General features: G+C 68.8%; 24 protein-coding genes and 1 tRNA gene. 16 read left to right on the top strand and 9 right to left on the bottom strand.

The window, feature by feature from the left end:
- Positions 1-90 precede the first annotated feature (90 nt).
- The 3 genes from tmk to ABD652_RS07615 all read left to right on the top strand — a co-directional run bounded on the left by tmk (position 91) and on the right by ABD652_RS07615 (position 2,243).
- Entirely contained in the window at positions 91-747 is a 657-nt protein-coding gene (gene tmk, locus ABD652_RS07625) for a dTMP kinase (RefSeq protein ID WP_344719883.1), read from the top strand.
- Positions 744-2,048, top strand: a complete 1,305-nt coding sequence (locus ABD652_RS07620) for a DNA polymerase III subunit delta' (protein ID WP_344719881.1) — start codon at positions 744-746, stop codon at positions 2,046-2,048. Before tmk ends, ABD652_RS07620 begins: the two co-directional genes overlap by 4 nt.
- Before the next feature lie 120 nt (positions 2,049-2,168).
- Positions 2,169-2,243: transfer RNA gene (locus tag ABD652_RS07615), tRNA-Thr, on the top strand.
- Positions 2,244-2,311: 68 nt separating this feature from the next.
- On the opposite strand, the gene ABD652_RS07610 is transcribed toward ABD652_RS07615, so the two are convergent.
- Both ABD652_RS07610 and ABD652_RS07605 read right to left on the bottom strand, forming a co-directional pair.
- Entirely contained in the window at positions 2,312-3,478 is a 1,167-nt protein-coding gene (locus tag ABD652_RS07610) for a tyrosine-type recombinase/integrase (RefSeq protein ID WP_344719879.1), read from the bottom strand.
- Complete coding sequence (locus tag ABD652_RS07605; protein ID WP_344719877.1) at positions 3,459-4,337, bottom strand: helix-turn-helix domain-containing protein; 879 nt, start codon at positions 4,335-4,337, stop codon at positions 3,459-3,461. Before ABD652_RS07605 ends, ABD652_RS07610 begins: the two co-directional genes overlap by 20 nt.
- A 101-nt stretch (positions 4,338-4,438) precedes the next feature.
- Here ABD652_RS07605 and ABD652_RS07600 point away from each other — a divergent pair, with 101 nt between their 5' ends.
- From ABD652_RS07600 to ABD652_RS07560, 9 genes are all read left to right on the top strand, one after another.
- Positions 4,439-4,687: a helix-turn-helix transcriptional regulator gene (locus ABD652_RS07600; protein WP_344719875.1), complete on the top strand. Its 249-nt coding sequence runs from the start codon at positions 4,439-4,441 to the stop codon at positions 4,685-4,687.
- Positions 4,684-5,421: a hypothetical protein gene (locus ABD652_RS07595; RefSeq protein WP_344719873.1), complete on the top strand. Its 738-nt coding sequence runs from the start codon at positions 4,684-4,686 to the stop codon at positions 5,419-5,421. Before ABD652_RS07600 ends, ABD652_RS07595 begins: the two co-directional genes overlap by 4 nt.
- Positions 5,418-5,657: a hypothetical protein gene (locus ABD652_RS07590; protein WP_344719871.1), complete on the top strand. Its 240-nt coding sequence runs from the start codon at positions 5,418-5,420 to the stop codon at positions 5,655-5,657. Before ABD652_RS07595 ends, ABD652_RS07590 begins: the two co-directional genes overlap by 4 nt.
- The gene (locus tag ABD652_RS07585; RefSeq protein ID WP_344719869.1) at positions 5,654-6,766 is read left to right on the top strand and encodes an AAA family ATPase; all 1,113 of its coding nucleotides are present in this window, start codon (positions 5,654-5,656) and stop codon (positions 6,764-6,766) included. Before ABD652_RS07590 ends, ABD652_RS07585 begins: the two co-directional genes overlap by 4 nt.
- A complete protein-coding gene (locus ABD652_RS07580; protein ID WP_344719867.1) occupies positions 6,763-7,014 on the top strand; it encodes a hypothetical protein in 252 nt (83 codons plus the stop codon). The genes ABD652_RS07585 and ABD652_RS07580 overlap by 4 nt, the downstream gene beginning before the upstream one ends.
- A 235-nt stretch (positions 7,015-7,249) precedes the next feature.
- A complete protein-coding gene (locus ABD652_RS07575; protein ID WP_344719865.1) occupies positions 7,250-7,654 on the top strand; it encodes a hypothetical protein in 405 nt (134 codons plus the stop codon).
- Positions 7,651-7,917, top strand: a complete 267-nt coding sequence (locus tag ABD652_RS07570) for a hypothetical protein (protein WP_344719863.1) — start codon at positions 7,651-7,653, stop codon at positions 7,915-7,917. Before ABD652_RS07575 ends, ABD652_RS07570 begins: the two co-directional genes overlap by 4 nt.
- Before the next feature lie 2 nt (positions 7,918-7,919).
- Complete coding sequence (locus tag ABD652_RS07565) at positions 7,920-8,525, top strand: hypothetical protein (RefSeq protein WP_344719861.1); 606 nt, start codon at positions 7,920-7,922, stop codon at positions 8,523-8,525.
- Between the two features lie 243 nt (positions 8,526-8,768).
- Entirely contained in the window at positions 8,769-9,629 is an 861-nt protein-coding gene (locus ABD652_RS07560; protein ID WP_344719859.1) for a phage major capsid protein, read from the top strand.
- A 543-nt stretch (positions 9,630-10,172) separates the two neighbouring features.
- On the opposite strand, the gene ABD652_RS07555 is transcribed toward ABD652_RS07560, so the two are convergent.
- From ABD652_RS07555 to ABD652_RS07545, 3 genes are all read right to left on the bottom strand, one after another.
- Positions 10,173-10,817, bottom strand: a complete 645-nt coding sequence (locus ABD652_RS07555; protein ID WP_344719856.1) for a hypothetical protein — start codon at positions 10,815-10,817, stop codon at positions 10,173-10,175.
- Between the two features lie 738 nt (positions 10,818-11,555).
- Positions 11,556-12,011, bottom strand: a complete 456-nt coding sequence (locus tag ABD652_RS07550) for a class F sortase (protein ID WP_344719854.1) — start codon at positions 12,009-12,011, stop codon at positions 11,556-11,558.
- Between the two features lie 352 nt (positions 12,012-12,363).
- Complete coding sequence (locus ABD652_RS07545) at positions 12,364-13,092, bottom strand: hypothetical protein (RefSeq protein WP_344719852.1); 729 nt, start codon at positions 13,090-13,092, stop codon at positions 12,364-12,366.
- Positions 13,093-13,500: 408 nt separating this feature from the next.
- Between ABD652_RS07545 and ABD652_RS07540 the strand changes: the two genes are divergently transcribed.
- Positions 13,501-13,959: a DUF3237 domain-containing protein gene (locus ABD652_RS07540; protein WP_344719850.1), complete on the top strand. Its 459-nt coding sequence runs from the start codon at positions 13,501-13,503 to the stop codon at positions 13,957-13,959.
- Positions 13,960-14,031: 72 nt separating this feature from the next.
- Here the strand turns inward: ABD652_RS07540 and ABD652_RS07535 are convergent, their stop codons facing one another.
- Positions 14,032-14,478 (bottom strand): DoxX family protein, encoded by a 447-nt coding sequence (locus ABD652_RS07535; protein WP_344719847.1) that lies wholly within the window; start codon positions 14,476-14,478, stop codon positions 14,032-14,034.
- Positions 14,479-14,633: 155 nt separating this feature from the next.
- Between ABD652_RS07535 and ABD652_RS07530 the strand changes: the two genes are divergently transcribed.
- Complete coding sequence (locus ABD652_RS07530; protein WP_344719845.1) at positions 14,634-15,110, top strand: MarR family winged helix-turn-helix transcriptional regulator; 477 nt, start codon at positions 14,634-14,636, stop codon at positions 15,108-15,110.
- Positions 15,111-15,154: 44 nt separating this feature from the next.
- Here ABD652_RS07530 and ABD652_RS07525 read toward each other — a convergent pair whose 3' ends face one another.
- The gene (locus ABD652_RS07525) at positions 15,155-15,826 is read right to left on the bottom strand and encodes a pentapeptide repeat-containing protein (RefSeq protein ID WP_344719843.1); all 672 of its coding nucleotides are present in this window, start codon (positions 15,824-15,826) and stop codon (positions 15,155-15,157) included.
- 37 nt (positions 15,827-15,863) lie between these two features.
- Here ABD652_RS07525 and ABD652_RS07520 point away from each other — a divergent pair, with 37 nt between their 5' ends.
- Complete coding sequence (locus tag ABD652_RS07520) at positions 15,864-16,304, top strand: NUDIX hydrolase (RefSeq protein WP_344719841.1); 441 nt, start codon at positions 15,864-15,866, stop codon at positions 16,302-16,304.
- Between the two features lie 106 nt (positions 16,305-16,410).
- A complete protein-coding gene (locus tag ABD652_RS07515) occupies positions 16,411-16,734 on the top strand; it encodes a hypothetical protein (RefSeq protein WP_344719839.1) in 324 nt (107 codons plus the stop codon).
- Positions 16,735-16,761: 27 nt separating this feature from the next.
- Here the strand turns inward: ABD652_RS07515 and ABD652_RS07510 are convergent, their stop codons facing one another.
- A complete protein-coding gene (locus tag ABD652_RS07510) occupies positions 16,762-17,193 on the bottom strand; it encodes a hypothetical protein (RefSeq protein WP_344719837.1) in 432 nt (143 codons plus the stop codon).
- Positions 17,194-17,324: 131 nt separating this feature from the next.
- Complete coding sequence (locus ABD652_RS07505) at positions 17,325-18,311, bottom strand: NAD(P)H-quinone oxidoreductase (protein ID WP_344719835.1); 987 nt, start codon at positions 18,309-18,311, stop codon at positions 17,325-17,327.
- Positions 18,312-18,511 lie beyond the last annotated feature (200 nt).

The following is an 18,511-nucleotide window of genomic DNA, read 5'->3' as shown; positions in this document are numbered from 1 at the left end:
CGACGAGCACCATCCCCCGGGCGTCGGACCATGCGCCGCGGGGAGCCGCGGTCGGTGGGTGAAGCCGCGTCGGGCCGATAGGCTGGGGGCGTGACTGGACGTGAGCGGGGCGTGTTCATCGTCGTCGAGGGCGGCGACGGCGCCGGGAAGACCACCCAGCTGGACCTGCTGCAGGCCTGGCTGGAGGAACGCGGCGTGCCGGTGGACCGCACGCGGGAGCCGGGCGGCACCGTCGTCGGCGAGGAGCTGCGCCAGCTGGTGCTCGAGCACGGCCGCGGGGAGATCGACCCGCGCACTGAGGCGCTGATCTTCGCCGCCTCCCGCTCGGCGCACGTCACCCAGCGGATCGTCCCGGCCCTGGAGGCGGGCACTGTGGTGCTCTGCGACCGCTACATCGACTCCTCGGTGGCGTACCAGGGCGTGGGCCGCGAGCTCGGGGTCGAGGAGATCTCCACGCTCAACGAATGGGCCACCGCCGGGCTGCAGCCGGACCTGACGCTCCTGCTCGACGTCGACGCCGACGTCTCCCGAGCCCGGCGGAGCGTCCGGGACGCCGACGGCGGTGATCGGATCGAAGCCTCCTCCGACGACTTCCACACCCGACTGCGTGCGGCGTTCCTGGCACGTGCGGAGGCCGAGCCGCAGCGCTATGCGGTCCTCGACGCCGCCGTCGACCCCGAGGCCCTGCACCACAGCGTCCGCGAGCATGTCGCCGCGCTGCTCGCGACCTCGGAGGACGCCGCATGACGGCCGACCCCTCCCCCGCCGCGACGGCCGACGACGCGGCCGGCGGCGTCTTCGGCGAGCTGGTCGGTCAGCAGGCCGTCGTCGAGCAGCTGCGCACTGCGGCCGGATCGCAGACGCCGGCGCATGCTTGGCTGTTCACCGGCCCGCCCGGCTCCGGACGTTCCAACGCCGCGCTGGCCTTCGCCGCGGCGCTGAACTGCGAGGTCGCCGATCCGGCGGGACGCGGCTGCGGAGCCTGCCGGACCTGCCGACTGATCACCGGGTCCTCGCATCCGGCGGTGAAGGTCGTCTCCACGGAGAGTGTCAGCTATCGGATCGAGGACGTCCGTGAGCTCATCACCGCCGCCCAGGACCGTCCGCAGGGCGGGCGCTGGCGGGTGATCGTCGTCGAGGACGCCGACCGGATGACCGAGCGGGCGACCAACGTGCTGCTCAAGGCCATCGAGGAGCCGCCGCCGCACACCATCTGGATCCTCTGCGCGCCGAGCCCGGCCGACGTGCTGGTGACCATCCGCTCGCGCTGCCGGCATGCGAATCTGCGCATCCCGCCGTCGGACGCCGTCGCCGCGCTGCTGGTCGCCCGCGACGGGCTCGACGCCGAGCAGGCGCACTTCGCCGCGCGGGTGGCGCAGAACCATGTGGGCGTGGCCCGGCGGCTGGCCCAGAATGCCGAGGTCCGACGGCGCCGCGAGGACGTGGTCTCGCTGCCTCTGCGCGTGCGCACCTCCTCCGACGCCGTCCAGGCCGCGGCGAAGCTGGTGGAGATGAACCAGGCCGATGCCGAGGCGGAGTCCTCGGCGCGGCTGGAGGCCGAACAGGCCGCGCTGCGCCGGTCGCTCGGCCTGGATCCGGAGGAGAAGATCCCGCCGAAGCTGCGCAGTCAGTTCAAGCGACTCGAGGAGGACCACACCCGGCGCTCGAAGCGGGCGGTGGCCGATGCGCTGGACCGCTCGCTGATCGATCTGACCGCAGTGTTCCGGGATCTGCTGAGCCTGCAGCTCGGCGCCGAGGTCGAGCTGATCAACGAGCACATGCGCGACGACCTCACCCGGCACGCTGAGGCGATGACGGCCGAACAGGCACTGGGCTGCCTGGACGCGATCAGCGCCGCGCGCAGCCGGATCGGGCAGAATGTGCCGCCGCAGCTGGCCATGGAGGCGCTGATGATGACCTTCCTGCCGCAGCGCAGGCCCGGCGAGCGCACCGGCGCCGGCTCGGCGTCGCGGCCGTCGTCCCAGGCGGGGTCGAGCTCCGGCGGCGGGCGACGGCGGCTGCCGCGGCCCGGAGACAGCAAGGCCTGACGCCGAGAAAGGCCGACCGGCGGCGCGGCAGCCCGCCTCGAGCCTCGTTTTGACCACCTCAGAGCGTCCCAGTACACTGGTTGATCGCGCGTGCGGTGCCTGACGGACCGAGACGCGCAGGCCGCCTTAGCTCAGGGGTAGAGCGATTCACTCGTAATGAATAGGTCATCGGTTCGAATCCGATAGGCGGCTCCACTAAAACCCCCGGTCAGACGCGATCTGGCCGGGGGTTTTCTCATGCCCAGCCCTCCCCCAGTACGCAGTCAGTACGCAGGAGGCTCGAGAAGGTCGCCCAGGCCCGCGTAGTCGTCCTCGAACAGATCCGCGTAGGTATTGAGCGTGATCGTCGCGTCCGCGTGGCCGAGCGCCCTCTGTAGCTGCTTCACGTTCGCCCCGGCCTGGATCGCCAGCGAGGCGTAGGTGTGGCGCAGGTCGTGAATGCGGCGGTCCTCGGCGTCTGGGATGCCGGCACGGTCGAGGGCAGGCCGGAGCACCCTCGGCAGCCAGTTCGTGCCTTGCAGGGGCCTCCCGCGAGTGTTGCTGAACAGGTCCGCGCCAGATGCTTTCCCCTCGGTCAGCTTGTGCAGCTCGTCGGCGAGGAACGGCGGGAATGGCACCCAGCGGGCCTCATGGTCTTTGGGTGTCTCGGCGTAGGTAGAGCCGCCGGCTTCTCCGTAAGTGCGGTGCACATGGAGGCGTCGACGCCGATAGTCCACGGCGCTGGCCTGTAGGGCGACGGCTTCGCCCCATCGCAGGCCGGTATAGCCGAGCAGCAGCGTCAGCACCCGGTCCTGTTCTGCGGGCATCTGGGCGGCGAGGGCGTGGAGCTCATCGCGTGTGAGGCTCTTCCCCTTACGCGGCTGGCCTTCCCTGGGCAGCTTCACGCGTTCCATGGGGTTCCGGGCGATGAGCTTGTCGTCTACGGCGACGTCGAGGATGAGACTGAAGACCCGCCCGGCTTTCCTGGCCGATCCGGAGGTCAGCCCGTCCCGTTCGCGCTTAGTCTTCCCGTCGGGGTCGCCGCGCTGCATCGCGGTCAGCCATGCCCGCACTTCTGAGACGGTGACGGCCTTCAGCGGCACGTTCCCCCATCGGGGCATGATCTGGGCGTCTATGGCGGACTTGTAGCCCTGCATCGTGGAGCGCTTCACGTCGAGGCCGGCGAGGAACTTCGGCACGAGGTTGCGCACGAGGAGGTCGCCGCCTTCTGGGGCGACGTACTGGTCCGCGACCATTGCGGCGGTGACGTTGTCGAGGTGCTGCTGGGCATCGGTCTTGCGGCGGAACGCTTTGGTGACTTCACGCCCGGATGGGTCGACCCAGCGGGCGCGCCACCGTTGCCCCTGCCCGTGCCTGGCGGAGGGGGTGCCGTCACCACGGGTCCAGAGGTCCTCGACCCCAGCCCGGCGATTACGCCTCTGAGGACTCATCGGACCCAGGCCGCCGAGACTGCTTCGCCAACCGCGACTCGCCGCCACCTTCACGCAGTGGCGGCGGGGGAACAGAGCCGTGGACCTGCATGGCGTTGTCGTCCATGAGCTCTCCGGCGGTCATTTGGCGCATCTTCTGCCATTCTGCTTCACCGCGTTCGTAACCATCGCGGATCTCTTGGTCTGATGCTTCCGGGAGCTGCGCACGCACTGCGTCGCGGTACTCCCGCCATTCCTCTGGCGTCATGCCCTCCGGCGGCGCGACAGAACCAGCCTCGGCCGCATTCACATCGTAGCCGGGAGGTGGCACGGCGACGGCGAACAGCTCGAGGACCACAGCTCGCAACTGCATTCGAGTTTCGGGGTCAAGCTCGGAATGCGCACTCTGAACGCTCCATGACCCGATGCTCCGCGCCATATGGGGGAGATAATCCGCTGGGTCATTGAGCTCAGTGCTGATTATCGCCATGAGCTCGGGGTGTGACCGCAGGTGGCCAATGACGAGCTGGAGGTCATGCCCACCCTGGGCGATGAATTGGGCCAGACGGTGGAGCGTGCGCGTGGCGTCGTCGACGAGGTGGCCGAGCTGGTCCGCCGGAGAAACTTCGTCTTGCAGCAGGTCAGCCATCCTGACTCCCAGGACTTTGGCGATGATCTCGACCTCACTGATCCGGACGGACCGCTGCCCCTTCTCGATCCTGCTGACTGCGGGCGCGTCTGCCGGCATCCCGAGCTTGTGTAGCTCCTCGGCCATCTGCCGCTGGCTCATGCCTCGGGCCATCGTCCTGATATCGCTGACTTGCTGGCCGAACCTTTGGTCGACCGAGAGAGACACCTCGCCACCGCTCTGTTTGCTCATGGGGACATCGTACGTTGCTCGCTTGACCAACACCAATGCCGCGTGTAGTGTTGTCTGCACGAGCAAACGTTGCTCGCTGAAGCAACTACTAGGAGGCTGGCATGAACGCCACGGCAGAGAAGATCTCGACCCCGCAGGACACCACTCCCCCGCCGCTCTGGGGATATGAGGAGACGTCCCGCTACACCGGGATTCCGCTGGGGACACTGCGCTACATGCGCTCGACGGGTTCCGGCCCCCGGAGCTTCAAGCTGGGCGGCAAGGCGGTGCGCTACATGCCTGCCGACGTCATCGCCTGGGTGGAAGCCCAGCGAGAGCAGGGCGTCGGCGGCATCGAGGGGGCGGCTTGAACCGCCGCGTCGTCGAGTGCAGCCGGTGCGCGAGGCAGTTGTACGCCTACCCCAGCGAGGCAGGGCCGTTCTACTGCGAGACCGTCCGCTGCGAGAGCACAGAGCCCCCGACACAAGAAAAGAACGGCCCGGATCCCCGCCAAGAGATTCCCGGACCGTTCAACTCGAAAGACACCCAGGAAGGTGCATCGATCATGTCTGAGACTACAGCACACCAGCCTTCGGCGGCACACCTGACAGCCGCCATCGAGGAGCGCATCGGGCGGAAGGCCCCCACGATCCGCGACGTCATCAACTACGCCGACGAACATGGCACCAAGGCCAGCGAGGTCATAGCTACGGCCCAGCGCGACGTCTCCGGCTGGCACCCGTCATGGTGTGCCCGCACCGAGCACTGCACCCCGAACAGCCCTCACGGGGACATCCACTACTCGCGGCCCCGCGTGCTCCGGAAGATGGACGCAGCAAGTCCTCACGGCACCGACGGCGGCGAGACCTTCCGCGCTGAACTTCGGGTCGCCGAGGCCACCGAGGCCGGCGAGAGTTTCGACCACGCCGCGGAACTCGTCATCCGGAACGAGGAGGGCGTCGGCGATCTCGAACTCCACATCGGCGCGAACAGGATGCGCCGCCTCGCCGCATGGCTGACAGAGATGGCCGAGTGGGTCGACGCCGTCCATGCCGGACGTGACCTGCAGGCGGTCATCCAGGAGCAGCAGGAGGCGCGCCGATGAGTGAGCATCTTCTCCCTGCGCCGACCACCGAATACGAGGTCGCGCTCTTCCAGACCGGATACCACTTCGGCGTCTCCGAGGGTGTGCGGATCGGGCGTGCCGAGCTGGCAGCCGAGCAGCTCGCCGCCCAGTACGAGCTCGCCGCCCGCTGGCCCTTCCCGGCGGATCAGAAGGTGAAGTCCCTGCGCGCCCGTCAGGCCCGCCAGGAGTCCTACGACATCGGGGAGGCCGCATGAGTGAACCCTCAACTGACGCTCTCGCCGGATCGTTCAACGCCGAGTGGCTGCTGTGCCAGCAGTTCCCGCCCATCGAGTATGCGGTGCCGGGCATCGTCCCTGAGGGCCTGACTCTGCTGGTCGCCCCGCCGAAGATCGGCAAGTCCTGGATGGTTCTGGACTTCGCTGTGACTGCGGCAGTCGGGGGACGTGCTCTGCATGCCGTCGACGTCAGGCACCGCCCGGTTCTCTACCTGGCGCTGGAGGACGGCCCGCGTCGTCTGCAGAACCGACTTCATGCGCTCGGCGCTGGCATCGGCTCTCCTGACCTGACGTTCATGACCGACGTCGTCAACGCGCACGAGACCATCCGGGAGTACCTGCAGCGCAATGACGGGAAGCATCCCCTCGTCATTGTCGACACTCTGGGCAAGATCAAGGGCGTCTACAACGGCAACGACTCCTACGGGGCGGACTACGAGCACACAGCCTCTCTGAAGGGTCTCGTCGACATGCACCCGGGATCAGCACTGCTCGTCGTGCACCACACCAGGAAGGGGCAGAGCGCAGACTTCGTCGACTCTGTCTCTGGCACACAGGGCATCGCCGGCGCTGCTGACACCATCCTCACTCTGCAGAGGGAACGCAACGACGGGTCGGCCACTCTGAACGTCACCAGCCGTGACGCTTCAGAAGGTCAGTACGCGGTCAGCTTCGCGGACGGTCGTTGGTCGCTGGAAGGTTCAACGCTGGCCGAGGCTGCGCAGGCGGTCCAGCAGCGTGAGGCCACTGAGGGCGTCGGCGACGACATGAGCACCATCGTCAGCGTCGTGCACCAGCACCCCGACGGGATCAAGCGGGCGGATCTGATCGAAGAGTCGGGGCTGCCTGCCCAGCGGGTGGACACGTACCTGAACCGAGCTGTGAAGGCTGGCCGAGTCGCCCGTTCTGGCCGGGGCACCTATACCCCCGTGAGAAGTGAGAGAAGTGAGAGTTTCGCCGACTCGGACGACGGGAACCTCACACACCTTTCACAGCTCACAGGGGGTACGGGCGACCCGACACCACCACAAGAACAGGTCTGGTCGTCACCGCTGAACCTGGAACACCAGAGGAGGGCCGCATCGTGAGCACCCCAGACATCACCCCAGCCGCATGGCGCGACGCGTTCGGGTACATCCAACTGTGGATGCGCGACGACCACGACGCCCGCCGGGAGCTGCTGGAGCTGGGCGGAATGCCCATGGTCGACGTCATCGTGGGCATCTTCGAGAACATCGCCGACCGCCAGGGGCAAGACCTGGAGAAGCTGGCCGACGCCTGGCGACTGACGCATGAGCAGCTTCAAGACGCCACCGACCGTGAGGGGGTCGGATGAGCAGCACATGCACAGCACCGGCGGGCGGATGCGGGCAGACCTTCCGGGGCGAACTGCCCTGGAGGCTGCACAGGGCCACCGTCGACGGTGTGAGGGTCTGCCTGGACCCCGAGGGCGCGGGGCTGACGTGGGAGCAGTCGACGCGCTCATGGGGCCTCGGACAGGCCGTCACGGGCAGGGCACTGGAGGACTTGAAGATCAATGCCGGCATGACGTCGGCAGGAGGGCAGGACTGATGAACGGGATCTACTACACGACAAGCAGCAGCGGCATCGAGTCGGCGGCAGGTGAGCACGAGGAGCCGCTGCCCACGGAGACGCCAAGGGATGACGTCGAGCACCTGGAGCACGGTGGGGCATCGAAGCCGACACCGCCGGGGCCGCTCCCCGTCGACCGCTCCTCAGTTCACCTCGCGCAGATGTTCGCCGAGAAGTCCCGGGCCGATCTCCTCGCCGAGAAGCTGCGCACCGCCGAGGCCGAGGTCTCGAAGCTGCGGAAGCTGATCAAGGACGCCCGACAGGACGCCGGCCGCTACCGGCGACGTCTGCGCGCCGCTGAGGCCGACCTGGAGACCGAGCGGGCGAAGGTGGCGCACCTCCGTGGCATCGCCGGGCGCGTGGAAGAGGATGAGGCCGCATGAGCGCACAGGAGTATTTCACCCCCGAACTGCGTCGTCGGGCGCTGGCCTACACGCTGGCCGTCAGCCGTGGCGATCCGCACCGCAGTGAGGTATTGGCCGATCTGGACGGCAACGAGCTACAGCGCACCGTCGAGACGCTGGCGATGCTTCACGCGGCCTCGCTGGAACGGCTGACCGGCAACGCCGACGCGGTTCTGACTTCATGGCTGCAGGAGCTCCAGAACGACGAAGACGAGAACGCCATTTCCCAGGAAGGAAACTGATTATGAGCGACGAGACGAACGAGCAGACCACCGAGGACCAGAACACCGTCAACGAGGCCACCAGCGCCACGGAGACGGCCCAGGAGACCACGGAGGCCCCCACGGAGCAGGCCCCTGAGAGCGACGCTCAGAGCCCCGTGGAGCAGGACGATGAAAAGGGCAACCCCAGCGCCGAAGCCAAGCGCTACCGGCTCCGCCTCCGCGACGCCGAGGCCGAGCTGGAGTCCACCCGAGCAGCCGTCGAAGCACTGCAAGAGCAGGTGCTGAGCAGCACCCTCGCCGAGGGGGTCGACGTGGTTCCGCAGTCGGGGAACCGGCTCCTGAACGAGGACGGCAGCCCGGCGCCCCGCACCGTGTTCCTGAAGCACGCCGGCGACCTCTTCACCCTCGGTGGGCTCGACAAGGCCGACGCGATGACCGATGGTGTCCCCGACCGGGCGAAGCTCTCGGAGGCGGCGACGCAGCTCTACGCGGCCCGCCCCGAGCTCTTCGAGGAGCACCCGCCCGGCGGGCAGGTACATCAGCCTGTCTCATCGGCGGGTAAGGACCCCGGATACCCCAAGATGACCGGCGGCGGATGGTCCGACGTGATCCGGAACCGCGGCTGACACTCACCCGACGATGAGCCCCGCCCTGGCAGCCCACGAGGTTGCTGGGGCGGGGTCACGTCACCCCACCATGATATAATCAGATTAGACGTTCCACGTTTCCCGAGGAAACAACGAACATCACCGAGACCCCAGTAGGGGTTTCCGGAGCACCCCGAGGGTCGCTGCGGATCAAGACACACGTTCTGATCTACAGGCGACCCTCCTTTTTTATATCCAGGGGTCGCCGGAAAGGCCACAACAATGGCTATGAACACTACTGGCGCCGCCGGCGCATGGCTCCCGGACTCCACCGGCAACCTGATCATCCAGCCTGTCGGGCGCGAGTCCGTCGCCCTTCAGGCACTCGGCGGACCCGTCCTCGTCGGCGAGACCTCCAGCTCCTACCGGGTCCCGCTGGTGACTGCGGACCCGTCGGCCGGATGGGTCGCTGAAGGCGCAGAGATCCCGCTTAGCGACGCGGCACTCGGTGAGGTCAGCAAGAAGTTCTCGAAGATTGCTGGGCTGACGCGCATCTCCGCCGAGCTTGCTGATGACTCCGACCCCGCCGCTGCCGAGCAGATCGGGGCCGGCATCGCCCGTGACATCGCCCGCACCCTGGATGCCGCGTTCTTTGGAACCAATGGGGGGTCCGCTGACCAGCCCGAGGGGCTCGAAGACCTGACCGGAGCGAACGTCATCACAACCTCGGGCACGGCCTGGGAGAACGTGGACCCCTTCATCGAGGCACTGTACGGCGCCGAGGAGGTCGGGGCCACCGTCGGGGCCTTCGTGCTGAACCCCACTGACGCCCTCGCTGTGAGCCGTCTCAAGGAGTCCGACACCAGCAACCGGACCCTGCTGACCCCGGACGCGACCGAGGCATCCCGCCGACTCCTGGCCGGTGTGCCGATGCTGGTCTCCCCGGCCGTCACCGCCGGCACCGCGTGGGGCATCCCCGCCGACGGTCGACTGCAGGTCGCCGTGCGACAGGATGTCCAGGTCGAGTCGGATCGCTCCGTGTTCTTCTCCTCGCACGAAGTCGCCGTTCGAGGCATCATGCGCGCAACCATCGTTGCTCCCCACGAAGCCGCACTGCAGCGCATCGACCTCGCGACCGCCTGATGCTCCCATGAAGCCCTGAACGGCCCTGAGAGCGTCGCACGCGCCCCGTCCGCACACGGCCCACCAGCGGGCCAGCGGGCGGGGCGCGCCTGCGTGTGGAGGCGCGGACTGCACCGCCTGCCGACGTGAGAGGTGCCCACTCACCTGGCCCATCGCGCGACAGGACCAACACGCACCCCCGGGGTTACCTCCCCCCGGGTACCCCATGCCGTCGTACCACCAGGGCAATACGCTCTATCCCCAGGCGTTTTCTCCGGGCCTATTCTTGGATCGCTTTCTTTGGGCCATGATTGACGCTTTCCGAGCATCGCGGGCCGACCTGTGCGCTGCTGGTGCTGAGTCACGGATATTCCGCGTCATTCCGGGGATGCAGGCGGATGGGGCGTTCTGTCGCCGAATCTCCGACATCTGCCCTATATGTAAAGCCCCAGGTCAGCGGCAGGGGTCCAAACTCCTGTGGAGGTCGGAGGGGGATCTCCAGTGCCCTGGGGGTGGCCGGAGAAGGGGCACCCCGAGGGGGTGGGGCCGGGGGTCTCGGAGTGGTCACGGGCGGTGCTCCTCTGGTACCGGGTAGCCGTACTCCTCCTCGAACGCCTTGTAGAACTCCTCCTCGTCGCCGGAGGTAGTACACGGGACGAACGTCTCGCCCGACTCCACCATGGCCTCGCACTCCTCCAAGTCGTACTGCAGGAAGTCCTCCTGAAGACCCTCCTCGTAAGCAGCCTCGCACTCCTCCATGGTCTGACCCTCTTCACAGCCCAGCATGTCCTGGGCTATCTGACTGTCGGGGCTGGGCTCCTCGGGCAGGTCGCCGTCGAGGATCTGCTGCGGCGTAGCGCCCATGTCCATGGCCAGCTCGATGGTCTTCAGCTCAAAGACCCACTCGGGCAGGTCGTCGGCATCCTCGATTTCACCCAGCAGGCCGTCGACCTCGTCGCCGATGGCGTCATAGGCTTCCTGCGACTCCGGCCCCGGGTTCTCGAACAGCGCCGTGAACGCCTCGTTCTCCCGCTCAATCAGGTCGGCGACCTCGGCGTCGCTGATCCCGACACCGGCCTCCTGCCCCTCGGTGGCTTCGACGGCCTCCGTGCTCTTCTCGGACTCCTCCGGTGCGGCATCCGTGCTGCCACACCCTGCTAGTGCCAGCAGCGCCACCATCCCGGCGCTGGCTAGAGTTCCCTTGCCCATGACCCGCCCCTCTCACCCCAACGATGCGATTGTGACTGAAGCATAGGCCAGGGCTATGACATGAACGTGAGGGGTCGCGGCCGCACACACAAGTAACCCCCACTTCCCGCATGGTTGGGACCACGGGTGTGGGGGCTACTCGCCGGCGAGACGACTTCAGCGACAACCTGGAGTGGGCCAGGGGCCTTCCATAGTTGATTCCTTAGCCTGGACGTGAAACACGGCGTGATCACTCTGACCGATGCGGCCAACTGATCCTAACCAACATCCGAACCGCACCGGTTGGTGCGGCATTCATAATTATACCATTAGAGGAATGATTATTCGGTGGTGCTGGGGGCGTCTCAGTACGCAGTCAGTACGCAGGAGTCTCAGCATCGCCTAGTTCTGCCCGGTCTCACTCAACCCAGCAAACGGGCTTGACCTGGGGTTTCTTGAAATCGACCCTGTCAGGCTGGCCCTAGATAGGCACTCGTAATGAATAGGTCATCGGTTCGAATCCGATAGGCGGCTCCGACAGGCCGGCTGGGCGATGCGCCCGGCCGGCCGATCTTCTCACCGTCCTGCGTGAGCGTCGGCAACGCACCGCCGTCTGCAGCAGGTTGGTGATGGACGGACACGGTCCCGCCGACGAGATGATCGCGCTCCCCCTCCCATCCCTGTCGACTCGACGACGGCTCAAGGCGCGAGGGCACGTGTGAGTGCCATGGATGGCTCGACATCCGGCGATGGAGCATCTCAGGACTGCAGCTTCGCGTAGACGATGAAGTTGTCCTCGAGCGCTCCCGTCTCCTCATTGAGCCCGTCGCAGGTGATCAGTCGCAGCTCCGAGCCCTCGGTGTTGCCGTAGACCTCCAACGTCGGGAAGTTCTCCTGGGAGAACTGCTCGGTGCGGTAGACGGTGAACTGCGCGGTGGATCCATCGTCACGGGTGACCTCGACGCTGTCGCCGACCTCCATGCTCGGCAGCTCCGCGAAGATCCCGGGCCCACCCTCATAGGCGTTCCGATGCCCCAGGATGACGGAAGGCCCCTGCTCGCCGGGCGTGGGGCTGCGGGTGAACCACCCGGCCGGGGACCCGCCGCCATAGGGCGGAACCTCGATGACGCCGTTCTCCTGCAGACCCAGTTCCATGACCTCGGAGGTCACGTCGAGTCCGGGGATCGCAAGCGCGGCGGGCTCAGAGGCGTCCATCGCCTCGGGACTGGGCGTACCGTTCGGGCTCGACGGCGTCGCTGATGCGCTCGAGCCGGCACCGTCGGAAGCCTCGGCGGACGGCGAGGACGACGTCGACTCGGTCTCCGAGGCCTCGCCCGAGGCGTCCTCGCTCCGGCTCGGCGACCCGGGTGCGGCCGACGGGGGCGAGGATTCAGAGGGTTCTGCAGCCGCGGGGGACGAGCCCACCGGTTCCGAGTAGTCGATCCCGGTCGACGACGAACAGGCGGCGAGGACCAGGACGGCGCCCGCCGCGCAGGCTGCGAGGCCTGCACGGCGGGCGGTGACAGCGTCACTCATGATGTGGACCGTCCTACCTGATCACCGGGGATCAGGAGCGGACCGAGCGGCGGTGCAGAGCCCAGGCTCCGCCGCCGACGGCGGCGAGGCCCAGCGCGCCGGCACCGGCCAGCGCCATGGTCGAGCCCTCGTCGGTGTTCACCGGCGACCCGGTGTCAGCACCGCCCTCAGGCATCTCCTCCATCTGCGAGGCGGTCAGCGTGCCGCATGCCGCCGGAGCCGTCGCGGCCAGCGGCAGCTCCTCGTTCAGCGGGCTCATCTTCTCCTGCCCCTCGGCGGACAGAAGCTCCGGGTTCACGCCGTGGACCACGACGACGGCGCTGCCGTCCTCGATGGCGGCCAGAGTGTCGTCGTTGAGCTCGAAGGTGCGCTCGTAGGTGTACTCAGCACCACCCGGGTAGCGCTCCACCGCGAGCGCGGAGTCCGCGCTGGTGTCGCCCTCCAGCGTCAGCGAGGTGCCGATGGTCCCGTAGGAGGGCTGACCCTCCGGGGTGCTGACGACGCCGTCGCCGTCCTCATCGGCATCCATGGTCGGGCACACGCCCTGACCGCTGATGTGGATGTGCTGAGCATGCGGGAACGGGCCGTCCTGGAACGTCTCGGCGGCACCGGCGACGTTCATCGACACCGTGGCCTCATTGCCCTGGACGTCGATCATGGCCTCGCCGGAGGTGCCGCTGCCGTTGACCTCGGACAGGGAGGTCTGCACGGACCAGGACTCCTGCTCAGCAGTGTCGGCCATCGCCGGCGCGGCACTCATGGCGAGTCCAGCCATCGCCAGGGCCGGAACTGCGAAGAAAGCTGATTTACGCATTTCGGACTTCTCCTCATCATTGCGGTCGGACAATCGGCATGAGTATTTCCATGCCGACCACTGCGAGTGGTGCTCGCATGTGGTGTTCGTCGCAATGCCTCGAGCGGATTGGGCCGATGCCGACTTTTTTTCGTCAGATTCGGATCCGCACCCTGATGGGCGCCTCACGGATCGCCGCTTCGGCGCAGGCAGCGGCACCGACCAGCCGGGGCGCTCAGCGTCAGCGCGCCGCAGAGGAGAGTGCGGCGGCGCCCGGAGCCGTCGAGCAGGACGGGTCGACAATGAGACGGTAATCTCGGTCACACCCGGCGAACTGCCCTTCGGGTTCGCCGACCGGACAAGCTGAGGAGCGCCATGGAGCCCCCACCCCTGACCTTCGTGATGCAGATCCGGATCGAGGTCGGAGAGCCGGTGGACCTCGGCCCGGCCCCGACCGGTCATCGCCGCCTGGTGCCCATCCTCGGCGGCACGGTCACCGGACCGGGGTGCAGCGGGCGCGTGCTGCCGGCCGGCGCCGACGACCAGCGCCTCACCTCGTCGACGCTGACCGAGCTGGACGCCTCCTACTCCCTGGAGACGGACGACGGCGCACGGATCGGGGTCCGGAACACCGGAATCCGCGTCGGCCGGGCGGAGGACATCCGGGCGATCGTCGAAGGAGAGCCGGTTCCTCCGGAGCGGATCCACTTCCGCACCCAGCCGCGGTTCACCACGGCCGCCCCGGACCTGGCCTGGATGAACGAGCGGCTGTTCGTCGCACGAGGCGCCCGCACGCCTGACGCGGTGCAGCTCGAGGTGTTCCGCCTCGACTGACCTCAGGCCTGGAACAGCCCGCGACGGGGCGGCGTCGCCGGCCGCGACGTCGTCCCGTCGCGAGTCAGGGACTCAGCCGGCCGCGACCGGCTGACGCACGCTGCCGCGGGAGAGCGCGGCGTCGAGGCTGGCCCGGCCGCCGCCCCGGACGACAAGAAGCACCAGTCCGGCGAAGAGCGCCAGGACCAGCTCCGCACCGCCCTGGTCGACGAAGAGCCCGTTCGGCAGGTGGACGAAGACCGCCGCGCCGAGCATCACGACGGCGGCGCAGAGTGCGGCCAGCGGGGTCAGCAGTCCGACGACGAGCATCGCCCCGCCGATCAGCTCCACCCAGGTCGCGACGGCGGCGGTCGCCGAGGCCAGCGGCACGCCCATGCCGGCGAAGGACTCGGCCGTGCCGGCGACGGTCCATTCATTGAACTTCTGCCAGCCGTGGGCGATGAGGACGACGCCGAGCACCACACGGGCGATCAGCAGGCCCAGGTCGGCGAGCTTCGGCGAGACGGACGAAGGGTTCACGAGGAGACGCATCAGGCGGGGATTCCTTTCATCGGAGGATCCGAGGCCGGCCGTGGACCAGAGACGCCCCGGAAGGTTGTCGGAACAACCTTAGACAGAGGGAGGTTGTTCCGACAACCACCATGGGAGAGAATCGTGGTGTGGATGATCGATGGTTGGATTCGCGGCAGCTGGCCACCTGGGTGCGGCTGACCGCAGTGCTGGAGCTGCTGCCCGGGATCCTCGACGCCCAGCTGCGGAAGGACTCGGGGCTGACCCACTTCGAGTACTACGTGCTGGCCATGCTCTCCGAGTCGCCGGAGAGGTCGCTGCGGATGAGCGAGCTGGCCGCGCAGACCAATGCCACCCTCCCCCGCCTGTCACATGTCGTCAGCCGCCTGGAGGGCCGCGAGCTGGTGGAGCGCTACCACAGCGCCGACGACGCGCGCGCCACCTACGCTCGACTCACCGAGAGCGGCTGGCAGGCCGTCCGCGAGGCTGCGCCCGGCCATGTGGAGACCGTCCGGCACCACGTCATCGATGCGCTGACCGCCGAGCAGCTCGACCAGCTCGGCGAGATCACCGAGACCATGCTCGAACGCCTCGACCCCGACGAGAAGCTGGGCCCGGTCTACCGGCGCCACGACTCCTGACCCGCCGGTGAGCGAGACGAGGGCGAGCCGGCGACGCGAGAGCCTCACTCCACCACGCGCACGCCCAGCTGCGCGGCGAAGGACTCGGCGAGCTCGACCAGCTGCTCGGGGCTGATCACCGCCCCGCCGATCCGGTCCAGCCCGACGATCCGGCTCAGCTGCGCACCACGCAGGTCGACGTCGGCCAGCCGCGCCTCAGTGAGGTCCAGAGTGTCCACCCGGCATCCGCGCAGCCGCAGACGCGTCACCTCGGCTCCGCCCAGATCGAGCTCGACCAGATGGGTGTCGACGATGTCGACGTCGGCGAGCCGCGCGCCGCGCAGATTGACCAGATCCAGCTTGCTCGTGCTGATCCGCACCCCGTCGAGTCCGGCGTCGTAGAGCTCGGCCGCCCCGATCCGGCTGTCCGCGATCTCCACGTCCCGCCAGGTGGTGCGCCGCGCGTCGAGATGCGCCGCGCCCAGCCCGGTGATCACCGACTCGGCCACCGTCGCGCCGGTGAAGTCGACGCCGTCGAGCGTCACCTGGTCGAGGCGGCACTCCACGATGCTGCCGCCGGCCAGGTCGACGTCGGCCAGCGTCGCGCCGGCGAATCGCATTCCTTCGGCCTGGCCGAGACGGGCGAGCTGGTCGACGTCTCCGCCGATCAGGCCCTCCGGCTCGACCAGCTCGATCCGCGGCGGTGCGGGGGCGTCGTCGTGCGCTGCCGAGGTCATGACCGCGAGCCTACCGCCCGGTGCTACAGTGCCCGGCGTGGACATCAGACCTGCCGCCTACGCGGTCATCACCGACGACGAGGGCCGGATGCTGCTGCCCCATTGGCACCACGAGACTCTGGGCGGCGGGTGGACGCTGCCGGGCGGCGGCGTCGAGCCCGGCGAGCATCCCGACGACGCCGCAGTCCGCGAAGTCCGCGAGGAGACCGGCTACGACGTCGAGCTGACCGGCGTGCTGGCCGTCGACTCGCAGGTCATCCCCGGTGACCGCCGCGGAGACCCGGCCCGCGAGGGCGTCCCGCTGCAGGCGCTGCGCATCATCTACACCGCCCAGATCGTCGGCGGCTCGCTGCAGACCGAGCAGGACGGCTCCACCGACGACGTCGGCTGGCACGCACCCGACGAGGTCGAGGCGCTGGACCGGGTCTCGATGGTCGATTTCGCCCGCGAGCGCGCCGGTCTCATCCCGCGGCGCTGATGCTGTGACGCCCGGCGGGCGCAGAGTTCTCAGGAGGGGCGAGAGCTCCTAGCGTGGACGGTGACCGTGCATATCCGCCGGTCGCCCCACAGCGCAGGAGGCCGCGATGACCGCCGGATCGACGACGCCGGGGCCGGGCCCGTCCACAGGCCCGCGACCGCCGACCCGCCGGCAGAAGGTGCTGCAGTACCTGCCGTTCCTGATCATGGCCGGAGCGCTCACCACCTTCGCAGTGCTGATGGCCTACCTGGTCATCTTCGGGAGGATCCTCGGCTACAACGTCTCCTCGCTGGACGCCGACGGCCCGCAGTGGCCGTTCACCGCAGCATGGCTGCTCATCGCCGCGACGTTCGCCTCAGCGCTCGTCGGCGCCGTATGGACGCCGCTGGTCGCGATCCGGTTCAGCAGGACGACGCGCGGACGCGGCTGACCCGGATCTCCGGACCTGCATCGGCCCTCAGCCTTCGTCGGCGAGCGCCCGAGCCTGCTCCACGCACTCGAGCACCCGATCGGCCCGACGTCGTACTGCGGCGATCTCGGCGCTGCCGAGCCGGACCATGGCCGCGGCCTCGGCGGTGGTCGCCAGATGGTTCGCCGCCCGGGAGAGTTCGGAGTGCAGCCGCGCCGCGCCGCCGGGGATGCGCATCTCCTCGGCCGGCCAGCGACGCTGGGCGGCGGCGCAGCAGGCGCACAGACTCGGCAACGCTTCGGCGAGCTCGTCGCCGAGGCGGACCAGCTCGTTGTGCACTGCGTCGTCGTCGACGCCCTCGAGGATCTGGTGATACCGGTCGAGGCCGCGCACGAACCGGTCGTGAGCCTGCCGCCAGAGCCCGCGGCCGAGCTCCTTCTCCAGCCGACGCGCCCGACGGCGCCGAGACAGCAGCTTCATCCCACCTCCACCTGTGGATCGTTCCGCGGACGACGCCGAGGCTCGACGACGCGACGAGTCTATCCGAGCCGCTTCGATCGGCCGGCGCCCCGCGTCGTCGCCGTCGTCGCCTCGCCCCGACGCCCCGGTCCTCAGAAGCGCAGCAGCACCTTGCCCAGGTGGCCGCCCGACTCCAGATGACGGTGGGCCGCGGCGGCGTCGTCGACGGAGAAGACCGCATCGGTCTGCACGCGGACGTCGCCGGACTCGATCAGCGGCCAGACCTCCTCGCCGACGCCGGCGACGAAGCGCGCCTTGGTCTCGGCGTCGCGGGAGCGCAGCGTCGCGGCGATGATCCGCAGCCGGCGTCCCAGCATCAGCCCCAGGTCGGCCTCGGCGCGGCGTCCGCCCTGCAGCCCGATGATCACCAGTCGGCCGTCGACGGCGAGGCTGGACAGATTCTTCTCCAGGTACTTCGCCCCGATGAGGTCGAGGATGACGTCGACGCCGCGGCCGCCGGTGATCTCGTCGACGCGTGCGGCGACGTCCTCGGCGCGGTGGTCGATGACGTGGGCGGCGCCCAGGCCCTTCGCGGCGTCGGCCTTCTCCGCGCCGCCGACGGTGGTGATCACTGTGACGCCCAGCGCGTGGAGGAACTGCAGCGCGAAGCTGCCGATGCCGCCGGTGCCGCCGTGGATCAGTGCGGTGTCGCCGGGGCGGATGCCGGCCTCGTCGCGCAGCGTCGAGTGCACAGTGGTGGCGACCTCGATCAGTCCGGCGGCGTCGACCAGATCGACGCCGCCTGGCACCGGCAGCACATGGCGGGCGTCGACGACGACCCTCTCGGCGTAGCCGCCGCCGGCCAGCAGCGCGACGACCTGCTGACCGACCATCTCGCTGACCGCGCCCGAGCTGCCCGACCCGGCGGCGACCACAGTTCCGGAGACTTCCAGACCGGGGGTGAGCGAGGCGCCGGCCGGCGGCGGATAGTTGCCCTCGCGCTGGGCGAGGTCGGCGCGGTTCAGCCCCGCGGCGGCGACCTCGATCAGGAGCTCGCCGGCGGCGGGGACCGGGGCCTCGGCCTCGGTCACGCGGATCACCTCGGGCCCTCCGGCCTCGGCGTACTCGACAGCTCGCATGCTCACGCTCCTGCGCTCGGGCCCCGGCTCGATGCCGGGACGCGGTCTCCCGTATAGTCTTCCCCCAGAGTTTCACATCTGCGCGGCCCCGCTCAGCGGCCGCGGTCACAGACCGAAGCTCTGCCCTGGAGCGCTGTCCGAGCGGCCGAAGGAGCCGGTCTTGAAAACCGGTGGGCGGCGACCCCGTCCCGTGGGTTCGA

It is taken from the genome of Nesterenkonia halobia, assembly GCF_039536005.1.
GTDB lineage: Bacteria > Actinomycetota > Actinomycetes > Actinomycetales > Micrococcaceae > Nesterenkonia > Nesterenkonia halobia.
The sequence above is the reverse complement of the archived record's forward strand: the minus strand, read 5'-3'. Positions and strand labels throughout refer to the sequence as shown.